Origin of the sequence: Halomonas sp. DP8Y7-1, from assembly GCF_019801685.1 — a bacterium.
GTDB lineage: Bacteria > Pseudomonadota > Gammaproteobacteria > Pseudomonadales > Halomonadaceae > Halomonas > Halomonas litopenaei_A.
On sequence record NZ_JAHVIN010000014.1, the window covers coordinates 283,521 to 306,386 of the forward strand.

Here is a 22,866-nt window from a genome sequence, read left to right on the forward strand (position 1 = left end):
CGTGGCCTGATGAGTTGTCAAGCCGACGCTCATAAGGGTCAAGTGTCGCCGTGATGCCGAGCCGCCCGACGGCGGCTCAGGCGGTCACCGAACAGATAGGCGCCAAGCGCGACGAGAATCAGCGCGGCGCCGGCCAGCATGGAGGCTGAAGGGGTCTCCTGGTTGAACAGCATGCCAAGAGATAGCGCCAGAACCGGAGTGATCAGCGTGACCAATGCAACGCTGGCCGCGTGCAGCCGCGACAGAATGAGGTAGTAGCAGAGGAAACCGATCAAGGAGCCAAACAGGGCGAGATAGAGCACTGCCCACAGGCCGCGGTCACTCAGGGGGATGGTCAGGGGCTCGCCACTGGCTAGCCACAGCACCAGAAAGCACGGCATGGAGCCCGCCAGGGCGCCGACGGTCTGCTCGAGAGGGTGAAGTCCCGCAGAGATGCGCTGGACCGCTATGCCACTGCCACTGAACAGCGTGACGGCGGACAGCATCATGACCAGGGCCACCAGCTGCTGGCCGCTGCCGAGGGCGAGGCTGTCGAGAAAGACCACCGCCAGGCCTGTCACTCCCAGGCCGCAGCCAATCCAGTGCCAGCGCTTCAGCCGCGTGCTGCCCGGCAGCGCTTGCAGGATGATGCCAGAGATCAGAGGGGCCATGCCGAACATCACCGAGAGCATGCCCGATGGCAAGAACTGGGAGGCATAGTAGCTCAGCGCCATGGCGCCAAACACACCCGGAATGGCGGCGGCGTAGCTGACCAGCGCGCGGCGGTCTGTGCGCAGTGTTCTGCGCAACACCAGCAGCAGCACGATGCCGGCCACCAGCGCCAGCCCCATGCGCAGCATGACGCTGCCGATGGGGGCGCCGGCTTCTGCGCTCCATTTGATGGCGAGGGGCGTCGAGGCCCACACCAGTACCACGATCAGGTAGGCCAGTCCGGTCGGCATCAGGCATCCTTGTGAAGCGCTCAGCGGGGAGAGATCAGGATAGGTCTTGTTGGCATGAAATGTCGTCTGTCGCTCATCCTGGGACGACAGCAAGACGCCGCCCTCCCGAAGGAGCGCGGCGTCGTCGAGCTGGAACAGCGTCCGGCGGCCTAGTCGGCGTAGTTGGTCTCGGAATAGAGAACCCGGGTACGCAGGGTGTGATTGACCTCGCGCAGCGCCTCCAGGGCCTGGGGGCCATAGGCCTTGTCCACATCGATGACCACGTAGCCGACCTTTTCATTGGTCTGCAGGTACTGGCCGGAAATGTTGATGTCATTTTCGGACAGCACGCGGTTGATCTCGGACATCACGCCAGGCACGTTCTCGTGGATGTGCAGCAGGCGGTGCTTGTCCGGATGGGCCGGCAGGGCCACCTCGGGGAAGTTGACCGAGGTGATGCTGGTGCCATTGTCGGAGAAGGTCACCAGCTTCTCAGACACTTCGACGCCGATGTTTTCCTGGGCTTCCAGGGTGGAGCCGCCGATGTGCGGGGTAAGAATGACGTTCTCCAGACCCCGCAGCGGGCTTTCGAAGATGTCGTCGTTACCCTTCGGCTCGACCGGGAAGACATCGATGGCGGCGCCATTGAGGCGGCCTTCCTTGATGGCCTCGGCCAGCGCCTCGATCACCACCACGCTGCCGCGGGCGGCATTGATCAGGATGGCGCCAGGCTTCATCAGGCTGATCTGCTCTTCGCCGATCATCCAGCGCGTGGACGGCAGGTCCGGCACGTGCAGGCTGACCACATCGGAGCGGGCCAGCAGCTCCTCCATACTGGCGACCTGGCGAGAATTGCCCATCGCCAGCTTGGTGATGACGTCGTAGTAGATGACGTCAAAGCCAAGCGCTTCTGCCAGTACCGACAGCTGCGACCCGATGCTGCCATAGCCGACGATGCCCAGGGTCTTGCCACGAGCCTCGTGGCTGTTCTTGGCACTTTTCAGCCAGCCGCCCTGGTGGGCGCGCGCATTCTTTTCGGGAATACCGCGCAGCAGCATGATCGCTTCGGCCAGCACCAGTTCCGCCACCGAGCGAGTATTGGAGTAGGGCGCATTGAATACCGGGATGCCGCGCACCAGTGCCGCACCCAGGTCGACCTGGTTGGTGCCGATGCAGAAACAGCCAACCGCGACCAGCTTTTCGGCTGCCGCGAACACCCGCTCATTGAGCTGAGTGCGGGAGCGGATACCGATGAAGTGCACGTCCCGGATCTTCTCGATCAGCGTGGCCTCGTCCAGCGAGGTCGGCAGATGCTCGATGTTGGTGTATCCGGCATTGAGAAAATTGTCCACTGCACTCTGGTGGACGCCCTCGAGCAGCAGGATCTTGATCTTGCTTTTGTCCAGGGACGTTTTGGCCATGGTCGAATCAACCTCTTGGAAGTGGCGGCAGCCAGCGGCTGGTTGGCGGAGAAGGCGCTAAATCAGGGTCGATAGCCTACCACATGCAGCCTTTGCCACGTTGAAAATCCTTGCACCGCAGCATGAGTCTTGTGCATGTACGCTGGCCAACGCGGTGACGTCTTCGACCAAGGCGCAAGGAACGCGGGGCAGACGACCCCAGGGGCAGAGCGTGTATACTGTCGCCCTTTAGGGTGACCGGGTGCCTGGCGATGGCGTCACGGTGTCCCGCACGGTCGGCGATGGCCGTGACCAAGCCATTTCGGGTCAGTCCCTGGCCCACTGTCTGGAGGGGCGCATGGCAACGCAGGACCGCCAGCCATCACAGCAAGATGCCGAGCCTCAGGACTTTGCCGCGGCCATGGGGCAACTGGAGCACCTGGTGGAACGGCTGGAGTCGGGGGAGCTGTCGCTCGAGGAGTCGTTGAAGGCGTTCGAGCAGGGCGTGGCCTTGACCCGCCACGCCCAGCAACGCCTGGACGATGCGGAGCTCAAGGTTCGCAGTCTGACGGAGAACGCCGAGGGGGGGATGCAGCTGTCGCCCTTTGATATCGGGGAGGACGCGGGTGAACGCTGATACCATGCTGGCCCGTCTGGCCGCCGACAGGGCGCGAGTCGATCGCTGCCTGGAGACGCTGTTCGTGGGTCGCCAGTCGGTCGAGCCGAGACTCGAAGCGGCGATGCGCCATGGTCTGCTTGTCGGCGGCAAGCGGCTTCGCCCGATTCTGGTCTATGCCGCCGGTCGGGCGCTGGGCGCCAACGACGACGATCTCGACATTCCTGCTGCGGCCATTGAGCTGGTGCATGCCTACTCGCTGGTGCATGACGATCTGCCTGCCATGGACGATGACGACCTACGCCGCGGTCAGCCCACGGTGCACAAGGCGTTCGATGAGGCTTCTGCGATTCTTGCCGGCGATGCCCTGCAGACACTGGCCTTCGAGTTGCTCGCCAGCTCTACGTCTCCTCGCCTGGGGGCATTGGTGGCCACGCTGGCGCAAGCGTCCGGGCGTGATGGCATGGTGGCCGGGCAGGCGCTGGACCTGGCGGCAGTGGGCGAACGCCCGGACCTGTCCAGCCTTGAAACCATGCATCGCCACAAGACCGGCGCGCTGATTCGCGCCGCCGTCAGGCTTGGCGGTTTGATCGCGGTGCCCGCAGACGACGCGCGCCTGGCCGCCCTGGATGTCTATGCCGCCGCTATCGGCCTGGCCTTTCAGGTACATGACGATGTGCTTGATGTCACGGGTGACACCGATACGCTGGGCAAGACGTCGGGTGCCGATGCGGCCCGTGACAAGCCGACCTATCCCGCCCTGCTCGGGCTTGAGGGAGCTCGGGCCAAGGCGACGGCACTGATCGATGAGGCGCTCGAGGCCATCGCCCCCTTGGGCGAGTCGGCGGCGCCTCTGGCAGGGCTCGCCCGCTACATGATCGAACGCGATCACTGACGACCACAGGGCTACCATGAAGCTGTTCGACACGATTCCCACCGAGCGGCCGGCAACGCCGCTGCTCGATACTCTGGATACCCCGGCTGCGCTGCGTGCGATGACCGCAGACCAGCTCAAGCGCGTAGCGGATGAACTGCGCGCCTACCTGCTCTACAGCGTTGGTGTTTCCGGCGGCCACTTTGGTGCCGGCCTTGGCGTGGTCGAACTGACCGTCGCCCTGCATCATGCCTTTCGTACGCCCCATGACCGCCTGGTGTGGGATGTGGGTCATCAGGCTTATCCACACAAGATCCTGACCGGTCGTCGCGAAGCGATGACCGGCATACGCCGCTACGGTGGCCTGGCGGCCTTCCCACGGCGAGCCGAATCGGAGTACGACACCTTTGGCGTCGGCCATTCCAGTACCTCGATATCGGCGGCTCTGGGCATGGCGCTGGCGGCACGTACCCAGGGCCAGGATCGTCGCGTCTGCGCGGTGATCGGTGACGGCGCCCTGACCGCCGGCATGGCCTTCGAGGCGTTGGCCCATGCCGGCCATGTGGATGCCAATCTGCTGGTGGTGCTGAACGACAATGAAATGTCGATTTCCGAGAATGTCGGCGGTGTGGCCAGCTACCTGGCCCGCATTCTGGTCAGCAAGCCGTACCTGAGCATGCGCGAGAACGGCAAGAAGGTGCTGTCTCATCTGCCGGGTGCCCTGGAGCTTGCACGCCGTACGGAAGAACACGTGAAGGGCATGGTCAGCCCGGCTACGCTGTTTGAGGAGATGGGGTTCAATTATGTCGGGCCGATCGATGGTCACGACCTTGATGCCTTGAGTGCCGCCCTGACCAGCATGCGTGATCTCGAGGGGCCGCAGTTTCTGCACGTCAAGACGCGCAAGGGCCGTGGCTTCCTGCCGGCGGAGTCCGATCCTATTGGCTATCACGCCATTACCAAGCTCGAGACGCCCGATGCGGCCAAGGCTCGGGAAGCTGAGGTGGCAACGCCACCCGCGCCGCCAAAGAAGAAGTACTGCAGTGTCTTTGGCGATTGGATCTGTGACATGGCCGCGGCAGACGAGCGCCTGATCGGCATCACGCCGGCCATGCGCGAAGGCTCTGACCTCATCCGCTTCTCGAAGGAGTATGCGGATCGTTACTACGACGTGGCCATTGCCGAGCAGCACTCGGTGACCCTGGCTGCCGGCATGGCCTGCGAAGGCATGAAGCCCGTGGTCGCGATCTATTCCACCTTCCTTCAGCGTGGCTACGACCAATTGATTCACGATGTGGCCGTGCAGGATCTGGACGTAACCTTTGCCATCGACCGCGCAGGCCTGGTCGGGGAGGATGGTCCCACCCACCACGGTGCCCTGGATCTATCCTACCTGCGCTGTGTGCCCGGCATGGTGGTGCTGGCCCCGGCTGACGAGGCAGAATGCCGCGCCATGCTCAGTGCGGCCTATCACCACCCGGGTCCAGCGGCGGTGCGCTATCCGCGCGGTACGGGGCCAGGCGTGGCGATTCCCGATCACCTTGAGCCGCTGCCGATCGGGGTGGCCGAACCGCGTCGCCAGGGCCAGGGCGTAGTGTTGATGGCCTTTGGCAGCTTGAATGGTCCTGCTGCCGAAGTGGCGGAGCGGCTCGATGCCAGCCACATCAATATGCGCAGTGTGAAGCCGCTGGACCGGGACGCCGTGCTCGAGGCGGCCCGCGCTCACGAGCTGGTAGTGACCCTGGAGGAGAACGTCGTGGCGGGCGGTGCCGGAAGCGGCATCAATGAGCTGTTGCTGGCCGAAGGGGTCTCTGTGTCGGTGCTCAACCTGGGCCTGCCGGATGTCTTTGCTGAGCACGGCAAGCCGGCTGAATTGCTGCGAGACTGCGGTCTGGACGCTGAGGGAATTGAAGCGGCGATTCGGCAGCGCCTCGGCTGAGTCAGCCTACCGTCCCTTCAGAGCACGACGCGATCGGCCCCCTACATGGGGGCCGATCGCATATGGGTCGGTAGCACAGAGACCGGCAACATAGAGATCGATGGCGTCAGTGCGCAGTGGGTCGGCGCCACGGCGTGGGACGCCACGCTGACGCTGGCGCAAGCCGAAACAATAGCGCCAACAATGGCGAGTCGAGTGAAGGAAAGTCGCATAAGACGTCCTGGGCAGTGCATTCGTCGTTAACCTGGCGGCCAGTATCGGTGACTCCCATGACCATTCGATGAAAAGGTGGGCGGCGCACGCTTTCGCCCGCGTCCGGGTGGCGGTGGTATCCTGCCTCGCGTACCCCCATGGTGGTGGGTGGGCGTGATGGCGAGTCGATGACCGTTCAAGCACCTGCCAGCGCCACCTGAGCAGACAGCACGCCGTGGACTGAAACACGGCTCCGACAGAGAGGAATTATGCTGACCATCATTGTTATCGGGGCGGTAATTGGGCTGCTGACCGGAGGCCCGCTGGGCATGTTGATCGGTGGCGGCATCGGCTGGTGGTTGGGCGGACGTCTGCGCGGCGGCGTGATGCTCGGCAAGGGTCTGGCCGAGATGCAGCGCCAGTTCATGGACTCCACCTTCGCCGTCATGGGCGCCGTGTGCCAGGCAGACGGTCAGGTCAGCGGGGAAGAGCGTCAGGTGCTCGAGCAACTGCTGGTGCGCCTGCGCTTGCCTGAAAGCACCAAGGCCAGTGCCCGTGCCGCATTCGAACGCGGACGGGCCAGTGACTTCGATCTGGATGCCGAGATCGCCAGAGTGGCACGCCTGACCCGTGGTCGCGGTGCGCTGCGACAGATCTTTTTGCAGGTGCAGTTGTCGGCCATTGCAGCAGACGGTGTGCTGCACCCAGCCGAGCACAACATGCTGATGCGGGTGGCCCGCGGCCTTGGCTGCAGTGAGGCGGAAATAGCCCAGATCGAGGCCATGCTGCGCGGTGGAGCCTCCCATGGGGCGGGCGCCACTCAGGAAAGCCAGAGCCCGCTGGAGGACGCGTACAAGGTGCTGGGTATCAGCCCGGAGGCCAGCGATGCCGAAATCAAGCGCGCCTATCGCAAGCTGATGAGCGAAAACCATCCTGACAAGCTGGCCAGCCGGGGACTGCCGGACAGCATGCGCGAGGTCGCCGAGGCCCGCACCGTCGAGATCGGCAATGCCTATCAGCGCATCCGGCAGGCCCGGGGCCAGGCCTGACCGTACCTGGACGACGCGGCTGAGCCGTGCTGCTCGCGCCTCAGTCGCTCTGCTTACGCCTCAGTTGCTCTGCAGGGCCGCCACAAGGCGCTGTGCCAGTCGGCAGGACGCGTCGTCATGTCGGTTCCAGGCGAGGGCGAGGCGAGTGCGCAGGTCGCTCCAGCGAGGCGACAATGGTCGCGAGGTCACGCCCTGCCGCTGGGTGACCAGAAAGCTCTGGGGCGCCAGGGCGATGCCTTCATCTGCCGCGACCAGCGCCAGCAATTGGTGATGGTCGTCGGGCTCACGCAGTCGCTGGGGCTGGTAGCCGTGAATGCGAAACAGGCGCTCGCAGTGGTCGAAGTAGTCCGGATTGTCCCTGCGGGAAAACCAGAACAGGGGACGGTCGCTCAGCCTGCAAAGATCCACGTCCCGGTCCTCTCCAAGCCGCTCGGCAAGGGCGTCGGACATCAACACCCATAGCGGGTCGTCGGCGACGATGTGGCACTCCAATGGCTCTGGGAGGGTGATGGGCAGACCGACAAGGGCCAAGGATAGCGGCCTCGCGTCATCCTTCAGCAAGCGTGACAGCAGCCTGCTGGACGGTTGGCGCTCGATGTCCACGGTCTGGTCCAGGTGCGCCTCGAGCCATGCGCGGGAGGGCAGCAGGCCATCATCCACTGCGGGCGTCATGCCGATGGCAATGGGGCAGGGCTGGTCGGTAGGTGCGCTGGCGTCGTGCCAGGCGGCTTCTATTTCCTCAAAGCAGGGGCGCAGCCGGCGAGCAAGGCGCTCTCCTGCCGGGGTCAGGCGCACCTGACGAGTGGTGCGGGTGAACAGCGTGACGCCCAGCTCCTGTTCCAGCGCCTGGATGTGGCGCGTCAGCGGAGGCTGAGTGAGATGCAGCCTGTCGGCGGCCTGGCGAAAGTGCCCAGTATCGGCAACGGCGAGAAAGCTGATTAGCCGGTCGCAACGCTTGAACCATTGTCTGCTGGGCGGCATGGGGCGCTCGTCAGGTTAGTGAAGAGAAGCAAGGACGCCACTGCCCCCCGGCGGTCGATCCATCGTGGATGACCGGGAGGTGTCACGTGGACGCCAGGGATTGATACGCTGCAAGTATCAATCTATCAGCAATTCTCCCGCGGGCCCACGGCCAGGATCATGCAACAGGTCAGACAACGTGTCTGACGTGATCCGCCTTACGTAATGGAGCCTGCGATGACCTCTCCCTCACATTCCCCACGTTCACTGGGTGACCACCTGCACGTTCTGCCCTTGGGGCTAGGGTGCATGGGCATGTCCGAATTCTATGGTGCCAGTGATGACCGTGACGCCACCCGGTTGATTCACGAGGCCCTGGAGCGAGGCGTGAGCCTGTTCGACAGTGCCGACACCTACGGCCAGGGCCATAACGAGCAACTTTTGGGCAAGGCGCTGCACGGTAGGCGAGACAGCGCTGTGATTGCCACCAAGTTTGGCATCGTGCGCAGGCCTGGCGACTACGCCCGGTCGATCAACACGCGCCCAGAGTATGTTCTCGCTGCCTGTGAGGCTTCTCTCGCACGCCTTGGGATTGACACGATTGACCTCTACTACGCCCACCGTCTCGATCCCGAGGTGCCGATCGAAGAGACCGTCGGCGCCATGTCCGAGCTAGTCACCCAGGGCAAGGTTCGTGCGCTGGGGCTGTGTGAGGTGTCACCTGCCACCCTGGAGCGGGCTGCGGCGGTGCATCCCATTGCTGCGGTCCAGAGTGAGTACTCACTCTGGAGTCGCGGAGTGGAGGACAGCGTGCTCCCTGCGTGCCAGCGGTTGGGGGTGTCACTGGTGGCGTACTCACCGCTGGGTCGCGGTTTCCTCAGCGGCCAGATTCGACGTCGTGCTGACATCAGCGAGACCGATTTTCGACGCCACGCACCGCGTTTCTCGGCGCCGAACCTGGCCCGTAACATCGCCCTGCTGGATCGGCTGGATGGGTTGGCACAGCAGCGAGGTGCCACCCCCGCCCAGGTGGCACTCGCCTGGCTACTGGCTCAGGACGACGCCATCATCCCCATCCCCGGCACCCGCAAGCTGAACCGCCTGGACGAGAATCTAGGAGCGCTGTCGCTGTCCTTGAGTGACGCCGATCTGGCGAGTCTCAACGACTGGTTTCACCGGGAGGCCGTGGCAGGGGAGCGCTACACTGAGGAGGGCATGAAAGGGGTCGAGGTGGAGACTCGTCAGCCTGGTTGAACGGCGTGTCGACTTGCACCTAAAGAGGATGGGTTGCGGGGATGGGACAGCGCGGTTGCCGTTTGTGCCGTTAGCGCCTAGGATGCCCCGCTGCCCGCGCGACGCCACCTCCCATGGTGTTGCCCCCTCGGGCCAAGACCGACAAGAACCCAGGAGACTCCCGATGTCCTTCGGACTCTTATCCCTGCTGCCGCCGCTGCTGGCGATTCTGCTGGCGCTGGCGACACGCAATGTCATACCCGCACTGTTCTGCGGTGTCTGGCTCGGGGCCACCATGCTGGCTGGTTACAATCCCGCAGCCGGCCTCTATAACAGCTTTTCTGACTTCATCGTGCCGAGTATCGGTGACGAGTGGAATGCCACCGTACTGATCTATTGTGGCCTGTTCGGCGTGCTGATCAGTGTCCTGCAGCGTACCGGCGGGGCCCATGCCATTGCCCGCGCCATTTCCCGCAAGGTGGCCAGTGCGCGAGGCGCACAAGGCAGCACCCTGGGGCTTGGCATGCTGATCTTCTTTGAAGACTACTTCAATGCGTTGACAGTGGGCAGCGTGATGCGTCCCATCACCGATCGCATGCAGGTCTCCCGTGAAAAGCTGGCGTATATCGTCGATTCGACCTCGGCGCCGATGTGCCTACTGGGCCCCGTATCCACCTGGGTGGTGTTTGTCATGGGCCTGATTGGCACCCAGCTTGGCGAGATGGAGCTGAGTGGCTCGGAATACCTGATCTATCTGTCATCGATTCCGCTGAACTTCTACGCTTGGCTGGCGCTGGGCATGATCTTCTTCATTGTCATCACCCAATGGGACTTTGGCCCCATGGCGCGGGCGGAACGCCGTGCCCGTGAGACCGGAAAGCTGATGGAAGACACCGCCAAGCCGCCCTCTGATACCGATGCGATGGAGCTCAAGGCGCCACAGGATACTGCCCGCAAGCGCAACATGCTGGTGCCTATCGGTGTTCTGCTGGCCATGATTCCACCGCTGTTTCTGTGGACCGGTGACTTCCCGAACAACGACCTGGTCACAGCGGTCGGCAGCGCCGACGGCGGTCAGTCGATTCTGATCGCGACCCTGGTGGCGGTGATGGTCGGCTTGACCATGGGCATGAGCCAGCGCCTGTTCGACTTCCGCGAGGCGATGGATATCGTCGTGGAAGGCATCAAGAGCATGACGCTGGTGTACATCATTCTGGCGTTGGCCTGGTCCATCGGCAGCGTCACGTCGGAGCTGGGCACGGCTGACTATCTGGTGAGTCTGACCGAGGCCAGTATTCCGCCCAGCCTGGTGCCGGTGTTGCTGTTCTTGATTGGCGCCGTGGTGGCCTTCACCACCGGCACGTCCTACGGGACCTTTGCCATCATGATCCCGATTGCCATGCCGGTAGCCGCGGCCATGGATCTGCCGATGGCGTTGGCGATCGCGTCGGTGCTGAGTGGAGGCATCTTTGGTGACCACTGCTCGCCCATTTCCGATACCACCATTCTCTCGTCGGCGGGATCAAGCTGCGACCACATCGACCATGTGCGGACCCAGCTGCCCTACGCCATGACCGCCGGCATCGCCGGGCTAGTGGCGTTCTTTGTGGCAGGAATCAGTGGCACGGTGTGGATGGGCGCTGTCAGTGGCATTGCCGTGATGCTGTCCTTGGCGCTGCTGTTGAAGCTCTTGTGGCAGCCCCGCAGTGACGGGGTGAGGGATGAAGTGACGTACCGCGAGTAACGTGCTGGTTCAGGTCTACGCTGGCAGCGTGGCGCCAGGGTAGCGCTGAAGACATATCGAACATCGCTGCTGGCGCCCTGCAGGCAGGCGATGGCCGAGAGCAGTACAGCAAAAGGCCCCGTCTGCCTGGCAACATCCAGGTGGGCGGGGCCTTTGCGCTTAGCGGAGCAGGAGGGTCAGGTATCGAGCGGTTAGCTTCGCTCGGCAACATCTCCTGATCAGCCAGTGGTGGCTTGGCGAGCCAGGTCCAGATCGTCTTCGCTCATGGCGAAGTCAGTATGGCGTGCCTGGTTGCGCAGCAGTTCCAGCCGGGCATTGGCCATGGCGTTGCTGGCGTCGTCAGCGATATGCGCATTGCCAACACGGTGTGCTGTTTCAAGTGCGCCAGCATCAATCGTGGACAGCGGCTCGGCGTTAACGGCCAGGGCACGCTCGCTGGCCCGGTCTGCCTGGGCGGTCAGCGGCAGGGCGGCGGCGATCAGCAGGGCGGTAGCGGCAATCTTGGCTTTCATGGTCTCTCTCCTGTGGAAGCTCTCGACAGATCGTCTGTCGGTCAGTTCGATGCCGTGGGCACCGAGGCTGTGGCATTTCTTGGTCTGAATAAAACGGTCGTTTTAATTTCAGCCGAAAACATTACCCGGTAGTGGCCTGACGAGCCAGGTCCAGGTCGTGCTCGCTCATGGCGAAATCGGTGCGCTTGGCTTGCTCGCGCAGCAGCTCAAGACGGGCGTGGGCCATGGCGTCACTGCCGTTGTCGGCGATATGGGTGTTGCCCACCTGATTGGCGACGTTCACGGCGTCAGCAGTGAGCTGGGACAGCGGCTCAGCGTTAAGCGCCTGGGCACGCTCACTGGCATTATCGGCCTGGGCGGTCAGCGGCAGGGCGGCGGCGATCAGCAGGGCGGTAGCGGCAATCTTGGCTTTCATGGTCTCTCTCCTGTGGAAGCTCTCGACAGATCGTCTGTCGGTCAGTTCGATGCCGTGGGCACCGAGGCTGTGGCATTTCTTGGTCTGAATAAAACGGTCGTTTTAATTTCAGCCGAAAACATTACCCGGTAGTGGCCTGACGAGCCAGGTCCAGGTCGTGCTCGCTCATGGCGAAATCGGTGCGCTTGGCTTGCTCGCGCAGCAGCTCAAGACGGGCGTGGGCCATGGCGTCACTGCCGTTGTCGGCGATATGGGTGTTGCCCACCTGATTGGCGACGTTCACGGCGTCAGCAGTGAGCTGGGACAGCGGCTCAGCGTTAAGCGCCTGGGCACGCTCACTGGCATTATCGGCCTGGGCGGTCAGCGGCAGGGCGGCGGCGATCAGCAGGGCGGTAGCGGCAATCTTGGCTTTCATGGTCTCTCTCCTGTGGAAGCTCTCCAGGGAGCTTCTATCGGTCAAACTGTGTCAGTGATGTCGTGAGTGGTGTTGCTGCCGTGACCCATCCCATGTCTATGGTCAGCGAGTCGCGGCTTTCGTTTGTTGTTCACGCCGAAACGATCGGCGCAACCATGGATCAAGAGGCCATCTCACCGGTGATCGTGTGTCGTCACCATCGATGTCGTCGACTCGATGACACGGTGATCTGGCCTTAATTAAACGGTCGTTTTAATTTCCGCCGAAAACGTTAACCGGTAGTGGCCTGACGAGCCAGATCCAGGTCATGCTCGCTCATGGCGAAGTCGGTGCGCTTGTCTTGCTCACGCAGTAGCTCGAGGCGGGCATTGGCCATGGCATTGCTGCCGTTGTCGGCAATATGGGTGTTGCCGACCTGGTGTGCTGCATCGACAGCGGCGCCTGATACCTGTGCCAGCGGCTCGGCGTTGATGTGTTGCGCGCGGTCAGTGGCAGGATCAGCGTTTGCCGTCAGTGGCAGGGCAGCAGCGATCAGCAGGGCTGTGGCGGTAATCTTGGCTTTCATGATGTCTCTCCTTGCGGGCCGCTTGGCCCCCTTCTCATTGGTCGACCTGTTTAAAATAAAACGGTCGTTTTAATTTTTCCGGCATTTTTTGGCCCATCTGGGCCTACCGTGTCTTGGCTGTCACGAGTGCTTAGCCATCCACCGCCTTGGTCAGGCGTAGCGTCGAACCTGTCGGTCGCTGATGGGGATGGCTATTGCTTGGCGACATAATATTAACAGACTAACTAACTGTCAAATACCTTTTCAACCTTGGTCTAACTCCGCTTCGTTCCATGGCGCGACTTTCAGGACTCGCTTCTCCGGGCTCGTTTTTCCTGACCCGCTCTTACGGACCCGCTCTTACGGACCCGTTCTTACGGACCCGCTCTTACGGAGAAAGATCAGGGCTCTCAGCTATAGCGTTGCACCTGGCTAGGCTGCTGTGCCTCGATCATCGCCGGCATACGGGTGCGGAGCTGATGCTGTGTGCTATCTCCGTCCACTGTGTCCAGCTGCGCCAGCGCATACTTGGGTGGCGCTGCGATGGCCGAAGCGGGCAGGATGACGGCGAGAATAGCGGTGACGGTAACGAGTAACAGAGCGCGTTTCATGATGTCTCTCCTTGCCGTTACAGCGGAGCCTGAAGGTAGCTCACAGTGTGAGCGCTTGCTGGCCCCGCCGAACGCTGAAATGAGTATGCTGGGCAGCGGTGCTGTGTGCCAGCCAAGGTCTTCAATGATGCCGATTGACGGTTTCTATTAAAACGGTCGTATGTCTTTAGGGTGTTGAAAATTAAACCTTACTTTGTAGCAGCTCGGCTTAAATCAAGGTTCAGCATGAAGTTGGTCATGTCGACATGACGGGACTGCAGGCGGAGGCGAGCCTTGCGCAGGGCCTCGGTGCTGTCACTGGCGATATGCGCATTGATGATGTCGTCCCCTGGCTTGGCCATCGCGTCGCGCATGGACAGGGGTTCGCTGTTGAGCGCCCTGGCGAGATCGGTGGCGCGAGCATCAGCCTGGGCGGTCAGGGGAAGAGCGGCGATGGCAGCAAGGGGCAGCAGGAACTTGAATTTCATGGTGACACCTCATCAGTAGGAATCCATGGAACGCCATTGTTGACGTTTGATCCTCTGTCGGGGCCGCCTTCAGGTTCCTTACAACCTCAGGACTTTCTTTCGATGTCCACGTCGTCTGCTTGAGTGAAATCACCAAGGGCCATCATGTGTCCAAGCTTGCCAGCCTTGGTCGACAGGTAGTGCTCATTGTGGGGATTCAACCCGGTGGTCAGGGCTACGCGCTCCACCACCTGCACCCCGGCCTGGGTCAGGGCATCGACCTTTCTGGGATTGTTGGTCATCAGCTTGAGGCCTTGCACGCCAAGGTGGTCGAGCATGGGGACGCACAGGTCATAGCGTCGCAAGTCGGCGGCGAATCCCAGGCGCTCGTTGGCCTCCACCGTGTCGGCGCCCTGATCCTGCAGATGGTAAGCGCGGATCTTGTTGAGCAGACCAATGCCGCGACCTTCCTGGCGCAGGTAGAGGATCACCCCGCGCCCCTCTTGAGCGATACGCTTGAGCGCCTCTTGCAGCTGATAGCCACAGTCGCAGCGCATCGAGAACAAGGCGTCCCCCGTCAGGCATTCAGAATGCACGCGACCAAGCACCGGGGCGCCATCGTCGATATCGCCCAGTGTCAGGGCAATATGATCCTTGCCCGTGGCTTCATCTTCGAAGCCGTGCATGGTGAACGTCGCCCAGGGGGTGGGTAGGCGGGAGGCGGCGATGAAGCGGATCGTCACGAGGTACCTCGAAGTCAAGACAACGGTCGGGCCGTCAAGGGGCGTTTAGTCTATCAGGAACTCGCGCTGGGCTCACGGGAAGCACTCGGGTAAGCCACGACACACGGTCGCAGGGGCCTCTCGTCAGCCAGTCATTGCGGTACAATGCGGGCAAATCTCCTGTTGGATGATGCCTGCATGGAACTGAAGAACGATCGATTTTTGCGCGCTCTGGCACGGCAGCCAGTGGACCGGACACCGGTATGGATGATGCGCCAGGCGGGTCGCTACCTGCCCGAGTACAAGCGGGTGCGTGGCGAGGCCGGGAGCTTCATGGACCTGTGCCGCGATACCGATCGTGCCTGTGAGGTGACGCTGCAGCCGTTGGAACGCTTTCCGTTGGATGCCGCCATCCTGTTTTCGGACATCCTGACGATCCCCGACGCCATGGGCCTTGGGCTGTACTTCGAGACTGGAGAAGGTCCGAAGTTCCGCAAGCCGGTGAGGACCGCCGCTGACGTGGCTGCACTGCAGGCGCCGGATGCCGAGCGAGATCTCGACTATGTGATGCGCGCGGTCTCCACCATTCGGCGTGAGCTCAATGGTCGGGTGCCGCTGATCGGGTTCTCCGGGAGTCCCTGGACGCTGGTGACCTACATGGTCGAGGGAGCCTCCAGCAAGGATTTCCGTCACGTCAAGAGCATGCTCTACGCCACCCCCGACGTCATGCATCAATTGCTGGATACGCTGGCGGATGCCGTGACGGACTACCTCAATGCGCAGATTCGTGCCGGTGCACAGGCGGTACAGATCTTCGATACCTGGGGAGGGACGCTGTCGACGCCGGCCTATCGCGAGTTCTCGCTCAAGTACATGGAGCAGATCGTGGCGGGACTGGAGCGGGAGCATGACGGCCGCCGGGTGCCGGTGATCCTGTTTACCAAGAATGGCGGGCAGTGGCTCGAGGACCTGGCGGACACCGGGGCGGATGCGCTGGGATTGGATTGGACCACAGAGCTTTCCAATGCGCGCGGCAGGGTCGGCCGGAAGGTGGCCTTGCAGGGCAACATGGACCCGAACGTGTTGTTTGGCACTCCCCAGGCGATTCGTGCCGAAGTTGGCCGTATTCTCGATAGCTACGGCGAAGGGCCTGGTCACATCTTCAACCTGGGCCACGGGATCAACCAGTTTACCGACCCGAGCAACGTGACTGCCTTTATGGACGCGCTGCATGAATTGAGCCCGGCCTACCATGCCAACATCGCGACAGGCTGACGCTAGTGGCGCCACCCGCCAACGCCCGCGTCATTCAGGCGGGTGGTGGGGGCTGGCGTTGTTGCTAGCGGCGGTCATCGCCTGGGGCAGTTTGATGCCGGCCAGCGAGTTGCCCGAAGACCTGCCATGGGACAAGGCCAACCACCTGCTCGCGTATGCCGGATTGGCGGCGTTGGTGGCGCTGGCCTGTGACAGGGTGTGGCTATCGGTGGGGCTGGCCGTCGGCTATGGGGTGCTGATCGAGCTGGCACAGATCCCGGTGCCTGGCCGCCTGGGCGGAGATCCCTGGGATATGCTGGCCAACACCCTGGGCGCGCTGCTGGGCGTACTGCTCGTCTGTCAGTGCCGACGGCTATGGCGGCGACGGTTATGGCGAGGACGCTGACAGCCGCTTTGGCGGCGCGCTAGAGGCTTGGCTCCTGGCGTCGTCCGGCGGGCTCTTCCTGCGGGGCACGATGGAAATCCAGCCCCGGCTCGCGTTGCTTGCGTTGGGCGAGGGGCTCGGCCTCGCGGGTCACCCGCGCGTTGCCGATGACGGCGTCGTCGTCCTCGATGGAGCGTGCCTGCGATGTCCAGGCCTTGTCGCCATCGTGTACCGCCGGACGCCGGTCATAGGAGCGCGTCACTACGGCGCCTGGCGCAAAGCCGGGGCGCTGGGCACTCAGGTGGTGGGGCAGTAACCACAGCTCCGCCAGCAGACGCAGGGCCAGCATGGTCAGCAGGGTGACCCCCGCGCCCACGGCCAGAGGTGGCCAGCTGTCACTCCAGCTCGACATGGTGACCCATGGAGAGCGTGGTATCAGCCACCACAGGCCGGCAGCAAGAACACCGAGTTGGGCCAGAAGGTGGCAACAAAGCAGGGTGCGCCGGGCCAGGGGGGCGCGGGGTAGCAGGAACTGGCGCATGGTCTGGGTCCTCCAGCAGGTAGCCCGTTTTGGACTATCCACAGATATGAATCTTTGCTCGGCGGGGGAGAGTGTGTGCTCACTTGGCTCGCCGGCGGGCCAAGTCGCTGCATCCTACCCCAAATAGTGTCCTTGTGGTCAGTGTCCGAGATGGGCGACGCAGGTGTCGCCGAAAACCATCAGTTGACGCATCTGAGGTCCGTTGCCATGGTGATTCTGTACCGGTCATTGTGCCGGAGTGACAGAGCTCAGGGAGGCGAGGACTGATCATGACGACCTATATCGTGGTAGCCGATGCGTCACGGGCGCGGATTTTCACCCGTGAAGGGCGCCGGTTTGAAGAGCTGGAGAGTCTCGTGCATGCCGAAGGCCGGCTGCATGAGGGGGATCTAGTGACCGACAAGGGCGGCGATGTTCATGAGTCCAGTGCAACGTCATCTCGCCAAGCGGGTAGCGAGGACGTCGCAACGCATCACCACGAAGTACTGTTCGCACGAGAAGTGGCCGATCGGTTGTACAAGGCCCGAGTGGATAACAGCATGGAGAAGCTGATCATGGTAGCGCCCCCCCGCTTCCTTGGTCATCTGCGCGATAAGCTCGATGCTCCGACTGCCAAGTTGGTCATACACACGCTGTCCAAGGACCTGACCAAGGCAGACAGTGCGCGTATCAGCGATGCGGTGGATGATCTGCGCTGAAATAGGCCCCACGTCGCGGCCGTTCAACCGGCACGGCGCGACGTGGGGCGCCGTCACGGTATCTGGGGCAGATCGATCTGGTCGCTGCGCTGGATGCCCTCTGTCATGTGGCGGCACTGTCTAAGGAATTCCCGCATGCCGGCCGTGAGGTACTTGTGCCGGTGCCAGATAAAGGTGAACTGACGACTGAGATCCAGCTCCGGTGTGGGCAACGGGGTCAGGCTGCCACGCCGAAAGGCGTCGCGTAGCGCCAGTCGTGAGACGCAACCGATCCCCAGGCCCGACTCCACCGCACGTTTGATCCCTTCGGTATGCTCCAGCTCCAGCAAGATGGTAAAGCGTCCACGACGATGACGTGCCGCCTGCTCCAGGGTCAGGCGCGTTCCTGACCCTTCCTCTCGCATGATCCAGGGCTCTCTCAGCAGACGGTCCAGTTCCACTGGCCCCGTGTTGGCGAGGGGGTGGCGGGGCGAGCAGAACACCACCAGATCATCCTCGACCCAGGGCTGGGTGATAACGTCATCTTCTTCACATTGCCCTTCGATCAGGCCTAGGTCGAGCTGGTGGTGGCGCACCGCATCAATGATGGATCGGGTATTACGTACCTGCAGGCGGACGCGACTGCCGGGATGTCGCTGCATGAAGTCGCTGATCAGCAGGGTCGCCAGATAGTTGCCGATGGTCAGGGTGGCGCCCACATCCAGAGTACCGATGCCCTGCTGTCCCCGTAGCAGTTCTTCCACTTCTTCGGCGCGGTCGAGCAAGGCCACCGCCTTGGGCAGCAGTTGGAAGCCCAGGGCATTGAGCTTTAACCGTTTGCCGATGCGATCCAGCAATTGGCAGTCGAATTGTCGCTCAAGCTCTGCCAAGGCGGTACTTGCCGCGGATTGGGACAGGGACAGGGCGCGGGCTGCCTGAGACACGCTTTCGTGCTGGGCGACGGCCACGAAGACCTCCAGCTGGCGAAGGGTGTAGCGCATGGTTGAGGCTCCTTGAGGGGGGATCAGGCACCCGCCGCGGATAGCAAAAATTCCCGATGAAGACTGTCTATATCAAAGAAATAGATAAGACATATCCATACAATTCATTTAACAGATAATATGGCCGGTCTTAGAATTATCCGCAAGAGTTAATATCAAGGCTTATTCTTTAAACGTATAAGCCCACGCTTTTAAGGAGTTGGCATGAGCAAGTTTGCCCTGGAAGAGGTGCTGAGCGTTCACCATTGGAACGATTCCCTGTTCACCTTCCGCACCACTCGTGAGCGCAGCCTGCGCTTCAAGAACGGCCAGTTCGTGATGATCGGGCTCGAGGTCAATGGCAAGCCACTGATGCGTGCCTACTCCGTGGCAAGTCCCAATTATGAAGACCACCTTGAGTTCTTCAGCATCAAGGTGCCGGATGGTCCGCTGACGTCACGTCTGCAGCACCTGCAGGTGGGCGACCAGATCATGGTCAGCCGCAAGCCTACCGGTACCCTGGTATGCGACGATCTGCTGCCTGGGCGTAACCTTTACATGCTCTCCACCGGCACCGGCCTGGCGCCGTTCTTGAGCCTGATTCAGGACCCCGAAGTGTACGAGCGCTTCGAGAAGGTGGTGCTGGTGCACGGTGTGCGTCACGTGAATGAGCTGGCTTACGCCGACTTCATCACCAAGGAGCTGCCGGCTCACGAGTACCTGGGCGAGGAGATCAGCGAGAAGCTGGTCTACTACCCCACCGTGACCCGTGAAGACTTCCACACCATGGGCCGCCTGACCGATCACATCCGCACTGGCAAGCTGACCGACGACAAGGGCCTGCCGCCCATCGATCCCAAGCAGGACCGGGCCATGATCTGCGGCAGCCCGGCCATGCTGGATGACACCAGCGCACTGCTCGACGAGCTCGGCTTCAATATTTCCCCGCGCATGGGCGAGCCCGGCGACTACGTCATCGAGCGTGCCTTCGTGGAGAAGTAAGGCACCTCGACAGGACGCCGTAAACGACGACGCCGATGGCCACTTGCCATCGGCGTCGTCGTTGGAGCTGGCGGATTGAATCGCCTGGACTGGCCGGTGTGGCGGTGGTCAGTCGCCGAGCGCCTCGGCGATCTCGCGTTCGCCGTCCAGCAGCACCGTTTCGTGGTTACGGATCTTTCTCTGCCCCAATAGATGGACCAGGGCGAGGGCCACGTTGGCTCGGGATATCTGGTTGTTGCCCCCGGTCTCGTCCAGTGACGTGGCCACCCGGCCGGTGGCGTCGTCGTCGGTGAGCCGGCCTGGCTTGACAATGACATGGTCCACCTTGCTGCTGCGCAGATAAGCATCGGCGGCGAACTTGGCGGCCATGTAGGGCCTGAGTTTCTCCGGCGCTTGCAGCGGCTGCTCGGCTCGCATGGCGCTGACCATCAGCATGCGGTCCAGCCCCAGGCGGCTGGCCTCGTCCGCCACCCGTGTAGCGGCGTAGAGGTCGATCAACAGTGTCTTGTCGGGCCCGGTGTTCGGACCTGAGCCGGCGGTGAACAGCACCTGATCGCAACCATCGAAGGCGGCGGCGAAGTCGTCCTCCAGGTCGGCGACGACCGTCTCGATCCCCTGTTGCTCGAACCAGTCGCGCTGCTCGGCGCGGCGGACCATGGCGCGAATCGGATGTCCCTGACGGTGAGCGATGGCGCAGACCTGGCGGCCGATCTGGCCGTTGGCACCTATCACGAGTGTGATCATGTCGTCCTCCTTGTCGATATCTGGGAATGACCATGGCGTCGAAGGGGAAGACTTTCAATGGGGAGCGAATCGATGGCGACGCCGCCTGCAGGCCGGTACCCTGTGCGTCTTCCCCTTACCCACCCGCTCAGGAGCAGCGATGAATCCTCAGGACCTGGAACGCCTGGTTACCTTGCCGATGCCTTTCGGCAAGCATCAGGGCACCTTGATCGCCGATCTGCCCGGGCCCTACCTGGCGTGGTTTGCTCGGGTCGGGTTTCCCCCCGGAGAGATTGGACGTCTGCTGGCATTGATGCACGAGATCGACCACAACGGCTTGAGCGACCTGCTGGAGCCGTTGCGACGCCGGGGGTAAGCGGTATCGGGAAGGAATCCCCAGGAAGCCGTCGCAATGACGGCGTCCTTGCCGGTCTAGTCGGACCGCGTCCTTGTCGGTCTCGCCCGTACGAATGCGGATGACCTGCTCCAACGGGGTGGCGTAAAGAAAGCTGCCATCGTCGCTCAGCCCGCGCCCTTGCCAGTTTTGCTCAGACCGCGTCCTTGTCGGTCTCGCCCGTACGAATACGGATGACCTGCTCCAGGGGAGTGGCGTAAAGAAAGCTGCCATCGCCCTTTGGCGACCACCCGCCACCCTTCAAGGTTCGCTTAGACGGCGTCCTTGTCGGCCTCGCCCGTACGAATGCGGATGACCTGCTCCAGGGGGAGTGGCGTAAAGAAAGCTGCCATCGCCCTCTGGCGACCACCCGCCACCCTTCAAGGTTCGCTTAGACCGCGTCCTTGTCGGTTTCTCCGGTACGAATGCGGATGACCTGGTCGAGGGGGGTGGCGTAAAGAAAGCTGCCATCGCCCTTTGGCGACCACCCGCCACCCTTCAAGGTTCGCTTAGACCGCGTCCTTGTCAGTTTCTCCGGTACGAATACGGATGACCTGCTCCAGAGGAGTGACGAAGATCTTGCCATCGCCAATCTTGCCGGTGTTGGCGACCTGCACGATGGCTTCGATGACCTGTTCCGTCATGCTGTCATCCACCGCGACTTCGAGCTTCACCTTGGGCAGAAAATCCACCACATACTCCGCGCCTCGATACAGTTCGGTGTGGCCCTTCTGTCGTCCAAAGCCTTTGACCTCTGTCACCGTAATGCCCTGAACGCCGATCTCGGAGAGCGACTCGCGCACGTCGTCGAGCTTGAAAGGCTTGATAATCGCGGTCACCAGTTTCATGGCGGTTTCCTCATCCTGTCCGTGTAGGGGCGGCGTGCGGCATGTCCGTCGCTAACCCGTGGGCGGCGCGCCGTTGCGCCTGACCTGACTAGTGTGACAAAGCATACCCCTGGCAACCAGCAATAAAAAAGGCCCCCGAAGGGGCCAGGTGGAGCACGCCAGCTCACTGGAGTCGCGGGTAAGCTCAGGCTTACTTCTTGGCGACGTTAAACTCGGGGTAGGCTTCGAGGCCGCATTCGGCAAGGTCGACGCCTTCGTATTCTTCTTCTTCGCTGACACGGACACCCATGATCGCCTTGATGATCAGCCAGACGACCAGGCTGGCGGTGAAGACCCAGGCGAAGATGCCGGCAATACCGAGCAGCTGGGCACCGAAAGTGGCGTCGGCGTTGTTCAGCGGTACCGCCAGGACGCCCCAGATACCTGCAACACCGTGGGCAGAGATGGCACCGACCGGATCGTCAAGGCGCAGCTTGTCGAGCACCACGATGGCGACCACCACCAGGATGCCGCCTACTGCGCCGATCAGGGTGGCGCCCAGGGCGCTGGAGGACAGCGGGTCGGCAGTGATGGAGACCAGGCCGGCGATGGCACCGTTCAATGCCATGGTGAGGTCCGCCTTGCGGAACCAGATCTTGGCCAGGATCAGTGCTGCAATGACGCCGCCCGCGGCAGCCGCATTGGTGTTGACCAGTACCTGGGCCATGTTGTTGGCAGAAGCGACGTCGGAAACCTTGAGCTCGGAGCCGCCGTTGAAGCCGAACCAGCCCAGCCAGAGGACGAAGGTACCCAGTGTGGCCAGCGGCATGTTGGCGCCAGGAATCGCGTAGATCGCGCCGTTCTTGCCGTACTTGCCCTTACGCGGGCCGAGGACCAGCACACCGGCCAGAGCGGCAGCGGCACCCGCCATGTGAACAATGCCGGAACCTGCATAATCGGAGAAGCCTGCTTCAGACAACCAGCCGCCGCCCCAGGTCCAGTAGCCAGACACTGGATAGATGAAGGCCGTCATGACCACAGCGAAGGCCAGGAAGGCCCACAGTTTCATGCGCTCGGCAACGGCACCGGAGACGATGGACATGGCGGTGGCCACGAACACGACCTGGAAGAAGAAGTCGGCGCGAGCAGAGTAGTAGGGGGCATCTTCGCCACCGGCCAGCACGGCATCGACGCTGTTCTCAGTGCCGATCAGAAAGCCCAGATTGGGAATGATGCCGCCACCGTCGGACGAATACATCAGGTAGTAACCCACCAGCAGATACATGGTGCAGGCCACGGCGAACAGCACGATATTCTTGGTCAGAATTTCGGCGGTATTCTTGGCCCGAACCAGCCCGGCTTCGAGCATGGCAAAACCGGCTGCCATCCACATGACCAGGGCGCCGCAGATGAGGAAGTAGAAGGTGTCCAGCGCGTAGCTGAGTTCACTGATATCAACCATGAGAGTGTCTCGCTATTTATTATCGGGAG

Annotated in this window: 26 protein-coding genes; 11 read left to right on the plus strand and 15 right to left on the minus strand. The window is 62.4% G+C overall.

Annotation, left to right across the window (positions count from 1 at the left end; genetic code table 11):
• Nucleotides 1-38: 38 nt before the first annotated feature.
• Together KUV41_RS18160 and serA are read right to left on the minus strand one after the other, a co-directional pair.
• Nucleotides 39-941 carry a DMT family transporter gene (locus KUV41_RS18160; RefSeq protein ID WP_206942182.1) on the minus strand — a complete coding sequence of 301 codons (903 nt, stop codon included), beginning with the start codon at nt 939-941 and terminating at the stop codon, nt 39-41.
• A 149-nt stretch (nt 942-1,090) separates the two neighbouring features.
• The gene (gene serA / locus KUV41_RS18165) at nt 1,091-2,341 is read right to left on the minus strand and encodes a phosphoglycerate dehydrogenase (protein ID WP_206942183.1); all 1,251 of its coding nucleotides are present in this window, start codon (nt 2,339-2,341) and stop codon (nt 1,091-1,093) included.
• A 337-nt stretch (nt 2,342-2,678) separates the two neighbouring features.
• Between serA and KUV41_RS18170 the strand changes: the two genes are divergently transcribed.
• From KUV41_RS18170 to djlA, 4 genes are all read left to right on the plus strand, one after another.
• Entirely contained in the window at nt 2,679-2,957 is a 279-nt protein-coding gene (locus tag KUV41_RS18170) for an exodeoxyribonuclease VII small subunit (protein WP_206942185.1), read from the plus strand.
• A 4-nt stretch (nt 2,958-2,961) separates the two neighbouring features.
• On the plus strand, nt 2,962-3,831 hold the full coding sequence (ispA, locus tag KUV41_RS18175) for a (2E,6E)-farnesyl diphosphate synthase (protein WP_222484490.1): 870 nt from the start codon (nt 2,962-2,964) through the stop codon (nt 3,829-3,831).
• A gap of 16 nt (nt 3,832-3,847) precedes the next feature.
• Complete coding sequence (gene dxs, locus KUV41_RS18180) at nt 3,848-5,749, plus strand: 1-deoxy-D-xylulose-5-phosphate synthase (protein ID WP_206942187.1); 1,902 nt, start codon at nt 3,848-3,850, stop codon at nt 5,747-5,749.
• A 461-nt stretch (nt 5,750-6,210) separates the two neighbouring features.
• The gene (djlA, locus tag KUV41_RS18185) at nt 6,211-6,990 is read left to right on the plus strand and encodes a co-chaperone DjlA (protein ID WP_206942196.1); all 780 of its coding nucleotides are present in this window, start codon (nt 6,211-6,213) and stop codon (nt 6,988-6,990) included.
• Between the two features lie 60 nt (nt 6,991-7,050).
• On the opposite strand, the gene KUV41_RS18190 is transcribed toward djlA, so the two are convergent.
• Nucleotides 7,051-7,971, minus strand: coding sequence for a LysR family transcriptional regulator (locus KUV41_RS18190; protein WP_222484320.1), 921 nt, complete (start codon nt 7,969-7,971; stop codon nt 7,051-7,053).
• A 216-nt stretch (nt 7,972-8,187) separates the two neighbouring features.
• Here KUV41_RS18190 and KUV41_RS18195 point away from each other — a divergent pair, with 216 nt between their 5' ends.
• Nucleotides 8,188-9,204 (plus strand): aldo/keto reductase, encoded by a 1,017-nt coding sequence (locus KUV41_RS18195; protein ID WP_222486945.1) that lies wholly within the window; start codon nt 8,188-8,190, stop codon nt 9,202-9,204.
• A gap of 163 nt (nt 9,205-9,367) precedes the next feature.
• Nucleotides 9,368-10,927: a Na+/H+ antiporter NhaC family protein gene (locus KUV41_RS18200; protein ID WP_206942202.1), complete on the plus strand. Its 1,560-nt coding sequence runs from the start codon at nt 9,368-9,370 to the stop codon at nt 10,925-10,927.
• A gap of 218 nt (nt 10,928-11,145) precedes the next feature.
• Here KUV41_RS18200 and KUV41_RS18205 read toward each other — a convergent pair whose 3' ends face one another.
• From KUV41_RS18205 to ribA, 7 genes are all read right to left on the minus strand, one after another.
• Nucleotides 11,146-11,439, minus strand: a complete 294-nt coding sequence (locus KUV41_RS18205) for a hypothetical protein (protein WP_222484323.1) — start codon at nt 11,437-11,439, stop codon at nt 11,146-11,148.
• 121 nt (nt 11,440-11,560) lie between these two features.
• Nucleotides 11,561-11,854, minus strand: coding sequence for a hypothetical protein (locus KUV41_RS18210; protein ID WP_206942206.1), 294 nt, complete (start codon nt 11,852-11,854; stop codon nt 11,561-11,563).
• 121 nt (nt 11,855-11,975) lie between these two features.
• Nucleotides 11,976-12,269 (minus strand): hypothetical protein, encoded by a 294-nt coding sequence (locus KUV41_RS18215; protein WP_206942206.1) that lies wholly within the window; start codon nt 12,267-12,269, stop codon nt 11,976-11,978.
• Nucleotides 12,270-12,540: 271 nt separating this feature from the next.
• Nucleotides 12,541-12,834, minus strand: a complete 294-nt coding sequence (locus tag KUV41_RS18220) for a hypothetical protein (RefSeq protein WP_206942208.1) — start codon at nt 12,832-12,834, stop codon at nt 12,541-12,543.
• Between the two features lie 389 nt (nt 12,835-13,223).
• On the minus strand, nt 13,224-13,424 hold the full coding sequence (locus KUV41_RS18225) for a hypothetical protein (protein WP_222486946.1): 201 nt from the start codon (nt 13,422-13,424) through the stop codon (nt 13,224-13,226).
• Between the two features lie 188 nt (nt 13,425-13,612).
• Nucleotides 13,613-13,891: a hypothetical protein gene (locus KUV41_RS18230; RefSeq protein ID WP_222486947.1), complete on the minus strand. Its 279-nt coding sequence runs from the start codon at nt 13,889-13,891 to the stop codon at nt 13,613-13,615.
• An 86-nt stretch (nt 13,892-13,977) separates the two neighbouring features.
• The gene (ribA, locus tag KUV41_RS18235) at nt 13,978-14,613 is read right to left on the minus strand and encodes a GTP cyclohydrolase II (RefSeq protein ID WP_206942213.1); all 636 of its coding nucleotides are present in this window, start codon (nt 14,611-14,613) and stop codon (nt 13,978-13,980) included.
• Nucleotides 14,614-14,790: 177 nt separating this feature from the next.
• Here ribA and hemE point away from each other — a divergent pair, with 177 nt between their 5' ends.
• Entirely contained in the window at nt 14,791-15,867 is a 1,077-nt protein-coding gene (gene hemE / locus KUV41_RS18240) for a uroporphyrinogen decarboxylase (RefSeq protein WP_222486948.1), read from the plus strand.
• Nucleotides 15,845-16,252 (plus strand): VanZ family protein, encoded by a 408-nt coding sequence (locus tag KUV41_RS18245; protein WP_222486949.1) that lies wholly within the window; start codon nt 15,845-15,847, stop codon nt 16,250-16,252. Before hemE ends, KUV41_RS18245 begins: the two co-directional genes overlap by 23 nt.
• 19 nt (nt 16,253-16,271) lie before the next feature.
• Here KUV41_RS18245 and KUV41_RS18250 read toward each other — a convergent pair whose 3' ends face one another.
• A complete protein-coding gene (locus KUV41_RS18250) occupies nt 16,272-16,772 on the minus strand; it encodes a hypothetical protein (protein ID WP_222486950.1) in 501 nt (166 codons plus the stop codon).
• Nucleotides 16,773-17,041: 269 nt separating this feature from the next.
• Between KUV41_RS18250 and KUV41_RS18255 the strand changes: the two genes are divergently transcribed.
• On the plus strand, nt 17,042-17,470 hold the full coding sequence (locus KUV41_RS18255; RefSeq protein WP_206942221.1) for a host attachment protein: 429 nt from the start codon (nt 17,042-17,044) through the stop codon (nt 17,468-17,470).
• 53 nt (nt 17,471-17,523) lie between these two features.
• On the opposite strand, the gene KUV41_RS18260 is transcribed toward KUV41_RS18255, so the two are convergent.
• On the minus strand, nt 17,524-18,450 hold the full coding sequence (locus KUV41_RS18260; protein ID WP_206942223.1) for a LysR family transcriptional regulator: 927 nt from the start codon (nt 18,448-18,450) through the stop codon (nt 17,524-17,526).
• A 204-nt stretch (nt 18,451-18,654) separates the two neighbouring features.
• Here KUV41_RS18260 and KUV41_RS18265 point away from each other — a divergent pair, with 204 nt between their 5' ends.
• Nucleotides 18,655-19,431 carry a ferredoxin--NADP reductase gene (locus KUV41_RS18265; RefSeq protein WP_045993904.1) on the plus strand — a complete coding sequence of 259 codons (777 nt, stop codon included), beginning with the start codon at nt 18,655-18,657 and terminating at the stop codon, nt 19,429-19,431.
• A 108-nt stretch (nt 19,432-19,539) separates the two neighbouring features.
• Here KUV41_RS18265 and KUV41_RS18270 read toward each other — a convergent pair whose 3' ends face one another.
• Nucleotides 19,540-20,175, minus strand: coding sequence for an SDR family oxidoreductase (locus KUV41_RS18270; protein WP_222486951.1), 636 nt, complete (start codon nt 20,173-20,175; stop codon nt 19,540-19,542).
• Nucleotides 20,176-20,314: 139 nt separating this feature from the next.
• Here KUV41_RS18270 and KUV41_RS18275 point away from each other — a divergent pair, with 139 nt between their 5' ends.
• Nucleotides 20,315-20,530 carry a DUF3820 family protein gene (locus KUV41_RS18275; RefSeq protein ID WP_045993906.1) on the plus strand — a complete coding sequence of 72 codons (216 nt, stop codon included), beginning with the start codon at nt 20,315-20,317 and terminating at the stop codon, nt 20,528-20,530.
• A gap of 527 nt (nt 20,531-21,057) precedes the next feature.
• On the opposite strand, the gene glnK is transcribed toward KUV41_RS18275, so the two are convergent.
• Nucleotides 21,058-21,396, minus strand: coding sequence for a P-II family nitrogen regulator (gene glnK / locus KUV41_RS18280; protein WP_206942236.1), 339 nt, complete (start codon nt 21,394-21,396; stop codon nt 21,058-21,060).
• A 190-nt stretch (nt 21,397-21,586) separates the two neighbouring features.
• The gene (locus KUV41_RS18285) at nt 21,587-22,837 is read right to left on the minus strand and encodes an ammonium transporter (RefSeq protein WP_206942239.1); all 1,251 of its coding nucleotides are present in this window, start codon (nt 22,835-22,837) and stop codon (nt 21,587-21,589) included.
• Nucleotides 22,838-22,866: the final 29 nt, after the last annotated feature.

Coding starts and splice junctions, on each gene's coding strand:
- djlA (WP_206942196.1), top strand. CDS start 6,211: ATGCTGACCATCATTGTTATCGGGGCGGTAATTGGGCTGCTGACCGGA.
- KUV41_RS18275 (WP_045993906.1), top strand. CDS start 20,315: ATGAATCCTCAGGACCTGGAACGCCTGGTTACCTTGCCGATGCCTTTC.
- KUV41_RS18260 (WP_206942223.1), bottom strand. CDS start 18,450: ATGCGCTACACCCTTCGCCAGCTGGAGGTCTTCGTGGCCGTCGCCCAG.
- KUV41_RS18195 (WP_222486945.1), top strand. CDS start 8,188: ATGACCTCTCCCTCACATTCCCCACGTTCACTGGGTGACCACCTGCAC.
- dxs (WP_206942187.1), top strand. CDS start 3,848: ATGAAGCTGTTCGACACGATTCCCACCGAGCGGCCGGCAACGCCGCTG.
- KUV41_RS18255 (WP_206942221.1), top strand. CDS start 17,042: ATGACGACCTATATCGTGGTAGCCGATGCGTCACGGGCGCGGATTTTC.
- KUV41_RS18220 (WP_206942208.1), bottom strand. CDS start 12,834: ATGAAAGCCAAGATTACCGCCACAGCCCTGCTGATCGCTGCTGCCCTG.
- glnK (WP_206942236.1), bottom strand. CDS start 21,396: ATGAAACTGGTGACCGCGATTATCAAGCCTTTCAAGCTCGACGACGTG.
- KUV41_RS18245 (WP_222486949.1), top strand. CDS start 15,845: ATGCCAACATCGCGACAGGCTGACGCTAGTGGCGCCACCCGCCAACGC.
- KUV41_RS18225 (WP_222486946.1), bottom strand. CDS start 13,424: ATGAAACGCGCTCTGTTACTCGTTACCGTCACCGCTATTCTCGCCGTC.
- KUV41_RS18170 (WP_206942185.1), top strand. CDS start 2,679: ATGGCAACGCAGGACCGCCAGCCATCACAGCAAGATGCCGAGCCTCAG.
- KUV41_RS18270 (WP_222486951.1), bottom strand. CDS start 20,175: ATGATCACACTCGTGATAGGTGCCAACGGCCAGATCGGCCGCCAGGTC.
- KUV41_RS18200 (WP_206942202.1), top strand. CDS start 9,368: ATGTCCTTCGGACTCTTATCCCTGCTGCCGCCGCTGCTGGCGATTCTG.
- KUV41_RS18190 (WP_222484320.1), bottom strand. CDS start 7,971: ATGCCGCCCAGCAGACAATGGTTCAAGCGTTGCGACCGGCTAATCAGC.
- KUV41_RS18205 (WP_222484323.1), bottom strand. CDS start 11,439: ATGAAAGCCAAGATTGCCGCTACCGCCCTGCTGATCGCCGCCGCCCTG.
- hemE (WP_222486948.1), top strand. CDS start 14,791: ATGGAACTGAAGAACGATCGATTTTTGCGCGCTCTGGCACGGCAGCCA.
- KUV41_RS18265 (WP_045993904.1), top strand. CDS start 18,655: ATGAGCAAGTTTGCCCTGGAAGAGGTGCTGAGCGTTCACCATTGGAAC.
- KUV41_RS18210 (WP_206942206.1), bottom strand. CDS start 11,854: ATGAAAGCCAAGATTGCCGCTACCGCCCTGCTGATCGCCGCCGCCCTG.
- KUV41_RS18250 (WP_222486950.1), bottom strand. CDS start 16,772: ATGCGCCAGTTCCTGCTACCCCGCGCCCCCCTGGCCCGGCGCACCCTG.
- KUV41_RS18160 (WP_206942182.1), bottom strand. CDS start 941: ATGCCGACCGGACTGGCCTACCTGATCGTGGTACTGGTGTGGGCCTCG.
- KUV41_RS18285 (WP_206942239.1), bottom strand. CDS start 22,837: ATGGTTGATATCAGTGAACTCAGCTACGCGCTGGACACCTTCTACTTC.
- KUV41_RS18215 (WP_206942206.1), bottom strand. CDS start 12,269: ATGAAAGCCAAGATTGCCGCTACCGCCCTGCTGATCGCCGCCGCCCTG.
- ispA (WP_222484490.1), top strand. CDS start 2,962: ATGCTGGCCCGTCTGGCCGCCGACAGGGCGCGAGTCGATCGCTGCCTG.
- serA (WP_206942183.1), bottom strand. CDS start 2,341: ATGGCCAAAACGTCCCTGGACAAAAGCAAGATCAAGATCCTGCTGCTC.
- KUV41_RS18230 (WP_222486947.1), bottom strand. CDS start 13,891: ATGAAATTCAAGTTCCTGCTGCCCCTTGCTGCCATCGCCGCTCTTCCC.